We start from the raw sequence: 4,834 nt of genomic DNA, 5'->3' as shown, positions 1-4,834 counted from the left end.
CAACACCATTACGCTCCACTCTCCGGAGAATTGCGACCGGGCATTCGTTACGATCTCCGGCAATGGAACCTATCTTACGGAAATGGTGAATTTCACCGACCAAACTGCGACGCTCGACGTGTCGGACCTCGACTGCGGGGTTTACCTGATTACCGTCGAATATGAAAACGGTACGATTTACACCGGACAGATCGAGTTTACCGAATAATTTCTTAGATTTACCTTTAAAATTATGATTATGAAACATATTTCTATCGTTTTACTGGCAGGTCTTGCGGCTGTCGCTTTTGCCTGCACGAAAGAAACGACCCCTGAACAGACAGCACCGGAACCGCAGGAAATGGGCGTCGGAGGTGGTGATATTGTCTGCATTGACGGCACACTGCATTTTTCATCAGGTGAAGTTTGCCTGAACACTTTGGAATCGCTTACTTCGGAAGAATCTCTGCACGCTTTCGAGAAAGCGCATAATTTCACCTCGTGGCGTTCGTTCACGGATAGTATGTTGGATGATATTATCGCCTGTGAAACTCCGGAGGAGTACCAAGCGGTTCTTGAAACCTGCGCAGGCTATCTTAAAATGGATAATGACCGCCTGATGCCTGTTATCACTTCTGTCGGTTATGCCAGCATTGCAGACATTAATGGTGTTTTTTATGTCGGTGATGTCAAACATACCGTGAACGCGGAATCCGTAACTATCGAGAGGACCGATGCAAAAACAAGGGCTGTTGAAGTTGAAGAAATAGGTTATGTTGCGCCTGTATTCGATGAAACCCAGACCAGAGGAGAGATTTCGCAGAAGTATACGGATCGCCGTCGTGAAACAAAAAAGTACAAAGTTTTCTCTCGCACCAACGTATTGCGTCACTCTGTTGTACAAGAGGTAAATGGACAGAAATACTATAACACCTCCTTTGCTATTCAGGTGCATGTTTCGGGACAAAAGAAGAAGACCCTGATAGGATGGAATACCTACAATGACCGCTTTTATATTGAGAATCTGCATTGGGATTTAACCATCGCCGGGAAACGAATTTCTTTCGAAACATACAGAAATAATTATTCGAAAACGGAATCCACAAAGAACCTGTATGCGACCATCGGTTTCGGAAACGGTCAATTCAACATGACCCCTACGGAAGTACCTATGCCGAGCGGATTCAACTGCATTGTACATAGGGCACGAAGCCGTGAGATGGGTAATTGCGGTGCTTTGACAGACATCAACTGCTGCATGCAATTAATTCAGTTGCCTGTGTCTGAGTGTATTTAACTATACTTCATCAAGGAAACAGAGATAGAAAGTCTCTGTTTCCTTTACTATTTTAACCCCTTTTGTTATGAAAAAACTTCTTTTCCTGCTTGCGTTTACCATCGGATTCATTTCTTGCAACGATGAAAAACATGTTTGGAGCTTCGAGGACATGTTTTATTTCCTGCATAACGATCCATCGCAGGAGGGCTGGGTTGAACCTGTTACGAAAATAACTGTCGGACCCGGTGCGCAGGTGGATTTATTGGTTACACGCAATGCTTTTGCAGCCAAAGCTCATCCCAAACAGACGGTAAAGGTCGTTGTCGAGGAGAATCTTTCCACGGCAAATCCCGGAGGTGATTTCATCCTCAGCGAGCAGGCTTTCAATTTCAAGAATAAGGATGCCCTGCAACTTCCTTTACGAGTAAATATCAGCGGCGGCACGTCCGGTAAAAAAATCGTGCTACGTCAGCGGCGGCACGTCCGGTAAAAAAATCGTGCTACGTCTTGATTACGGCTATCATGCTGCGCTGCATTTCGGTATTCTTTGTAGTTTTTATCTGCTGGGCCTGCGAGGTCGATTATTCGTTCGGCGAAAAGGATTTTAAGCCCCGCGTGGTTGTCAATGCGTTGATCTCGCCGCAGGAACCCTTTGCAGTACGCCTGCATTGGAGCCGCAGCTACTCGGCTCAAAGCGGGTTCACTCCCGTTGGGGAAGCCGAAATCCGCCTGTATGAAGATAATACCGAGGTTGTGCGCTGCCCGGCCGATCCGGAGGGTACGACCCAAACAACGTTCCGGGCTGCTGCCGGGCGCTCTTACCGTCTTGTTGTGTCGGTCCCCGGTTATGGCGAGTTGTCTGCCCGAACGACGATTCCCGAAGCGCCCGCAGCCCGCATATCGTTCGCGCACCAAAAGGGATGGTATCGGCATTTCGACATGACTGACCTTACTGCTGGCGTGGATGCCAAAGCTATCTGGCTCCGGGGTACGGAACGGGACAATAACGGAGAAAAAGATATATATGCGTTCTATACGACTTCCGTATTTGTCGATCAGGTGAACGGCGCGAACGACGCCTACGAATCCGACGAAAAAGGAAGTACCATAGATTTCGAATATTTTCTGCGTGTCGCCCGCGAAAATCTCGGCGCAGCATTCCCGCTCCGTTTCTCGGTTTTCGGAGCCGTTGAAAACAGGCACACATTTCAGATTATTGCGGCGTCCGATACCTACGACCGCTATATGCGCTCCCGGTATAAACATGAGCTGAATACGGGAGAAAGTGCGCAGGAAAATCCCTTTATCGAGCAGATCACGGTCTACTCGAACATCGACAACGGTATCGGCATCTTCGCCGGATATAACTATTACACGACGCCCGAATTATGAGGAAACTGCTCGCAGGCTGTCTGGCGCTTTGCATTCCCGCCTTACTTACGGCGCAAACTCCCGCCGACAGCATTTCACGCACCGAAGCGATAGATTCGGTAGTCGTCACCGCCCGCAGGCCGTTGATGGTCTACAAGCAGACGGGCAATATCGCCGTGGACATCGAGCAGCTTAAATACGCTCCGCTGTTCGCGGGCGAAAAAGACATATTCAAATTCCTGCAACTGCTTCCGGGCGTATCGGCCGGAAAGGACGGCATGTCGGGGCTGCTGGTACGCGGCGGCAGCAACGACCAAACATTAATTCTTTACGACGACGTACCGATTTACAATCAGGCGCATGCCTACGGCATCCTCTCGATTTTTAGCGGCGAAACGGTCCAATCGGCCGAGGTGTCGAAAGGTTACATATCGCCCGCCTACGGGTCCCGGCTTTCGGCCATGACGCAGATTCGCACACGCGAGGGCGACCGACGGAATCACCGCCAGTCGCTCACGGTGGGAACCTTGTCGTTGGCCGGGACCCTCGACGGGCCTATCAAACGCGATAAGGGTTCCTACCTCATTTCGGCCCGCTACTTCTTTCCCGAAGCGGTGCTTGCAATCGCCGATAACGATATACGATACGGTTTCAACGATATAACGGGGAAACTGACTTATGACATTCACCGGAATCATACGCTTTCGCTGGGCGTCTATTCGGGCGACGACCACATGAAGAACAAGGAAGATCACGCAGAAAACGGGTTCGGCTGGGGCAATACTACGGCATCCCTGCGGCTGGAATCGCGTTGGAATGATAATCTGCGCTCCTCGGTGGTGGCCTACTATACCTACCTGCAAAACCGTCAGGAAACAGAATTTAAAGACGACGGTTTCAGTAATTGGGGCAAAACGACTTTCAAAACCCACGAGTTCGGAGCACGCATGACGTTCGACCAACGGCTTTCGCATATCTGGACGCTGGAGTACGGAGCTACGTTTTCGCACCAGCGGTTCGAACCGATGCACACGAAAAGCATCATCAACGGACAGCACAAGGAGCGCGGCTATTCTTCCGAGCAGCTTGTTTCGGGGACGCTGTTCCTGAACAACCGCTTTCAATGGGGCGGCTGGCGGGCCGACGTGGGCGTGCGGGGCGCGGCCTATGACAATTCGGAGCAGACAAGATATGCCGTAGAGCCGCGTGCGCAACTATCCTATGATTTTGGCCGCGACAATTCGGTCTGGCTTTCGGGGATTCACAGGCGCTTGTTCAATTCAACCGCTATTACTACTCGATGCCGATTGACTTCTGGACCCCGTTTCGGGACGGCAGGTTACAACACGCATGGCAGGTGTCGCTCGGCGGCCGTGCGAAGCTGCACGAAAACCTGACCCTTTCGGTGGAGGGCTATTACAAACGGATGCGCAACCTGCCGCTGATTTACGACAGCGACGATTACCTGCTCGGCAACGGCGGCTTCATTTACGGCACGGGACGAGCGTTCGGCATTGAAGCAATGCTCCAGTACCAGACCGAACGCCTGAGCCTGACGGCTTCCTATACCTATACCGATTCCCGCCGCCGCTCGGACGGCGTAACCTACCCGTTTGAGTATGACGTACCGCACGATTTCAATGCGTTCGTCAGCTACGACGTGGTGAAGCGACCGGGCCGAAAACATACCTTTTCACTCAATGTTGCATGGCGTTCCGGGCTTCCGTATCGCCTGACGAACGAAAGCTATCCGGATACGGACGGTAATCCGATCATCGGCATCACGGCCTATCCCACGATGCGGATGCACAACTATTTCCGCGCCGATGTCAGCTACAACATGGAGCGCTGCAAGCGCAACGGCGTGCGCAACTGGCAGTTCTCGATCATCAACGCCACATGGCACAAGAACCCCGTGAGCATTTACCCTTACCGGGGCAGCTATAAAGCAACGGTGCTAATACCTATCATGCCGTCGGTTTCATATACCCGCACGTTCGGAAAATGATCGTGTCCACAATATTCAAAACGCCAATTTCCAAACCTCAAAATAACTTTTAACCCTTAAAATTTTGTCTTATGAAAAAAAACGATCTTCACCATTCTGTTTGTTCTTTCAGTTACGATTAACTGCTTGGCCCAAATGACCTACAAGGACGGCAAACTCACCGTAGGACGAGGTATGTATAAAACCTATACGACGAG

General features: G+C 50.8%; 5 protein-coding genes and 1 pseudogene. All 6 read left to right on the top strand.

Going from position 1 to position 4,834, the window contains the following annotated elements:
* Positions 1-208 (top strand): annotated as a pseudogene (locus tag BHV64_RS08935) (hypothetical protein); the annotation flags it as partial.
* A 30-nt stretch (positions 209-238) separates the two neighbouring features.
* The gene (locus BHV64_RS08930) at positions 239-1,276 is read left to right on the top strand and encodes a hypothetical protein (protein ID WP_244076646.1); all 1,038 of its coding nucleotides are present in this window, start codon (positions 239-241) and stop codon (positions 1,274-1,276) included.
* 67 nt (positions 1,277-1,343) lie between these two features.
* Entirely contained in the window at positions 1,344-1,748 is a 405-nt protein-coding gene (locus tag BHV64_RS08925; RefSeq protein WP_288115758.1) for a hypothetical protein, read from the top strand.
* Positions 1,749-1,765: 17 nt separating this feature from the next.
* Complete coding sequence (locus BHV64_RS08920) at positions 1,766-2,650, top strand: DUF4249 domain-containing protein (protein ID WP_288115757.1); 885 nt, start codon at positions 1,766-1,768, stop codon at positions 2,648-2,650.
* Positions 2,647-4,026 carry a TonB-dependent receptor plug domain-containing protein gene (locus BHV64_RS08915; protein ID WP_288115756.1) on the top strand — a complete coding sequence of 460 codons (1,380 nt, stop codon included), beginning with the start codon at positions 2,647-2,649 and terminating at the stop codon, positions 4,024-4,026. Before BHV64_RS08920 ends, BHV64_RS08915 begins: the two co-directional genes overlap by 4 nt.
* The gene (locus BHV64_RS08910) at positions 3,987-4,637 is read left to right on the top strand and encodes a TonB-dependent receptor domain-containing protein (protein ID WP_288115755.1); all 651 of its coding nucleotides are present in this window, start codon (positions 3,987-3,989) and stop codon (positions 4,635-4,637) included. Before BHV64_RS08915 ends, BHV64_RS08910 begins: the two co-directional genes overlap by 40 nt.
* The last annotated feature ends 197 nt before the right edge of the window (positions 4,638-4,834 follow it).

Origin of the sequence: Alistipes sp. 56_sp_Nov_56_25 (assembly GCF_001915285.1) — a bacterium.
Classification (GTDB): domain Bacteria; phylum Bacteroidota; class Bacteroidia; order Bacteroidales; family Rikenellaceae; genus Alistipes; species Alistipes shahii.
Note: the sequence above shows the minus strand (reverse complement) of the source record. Positions and strands in the feature narration are given on the sequence as shown.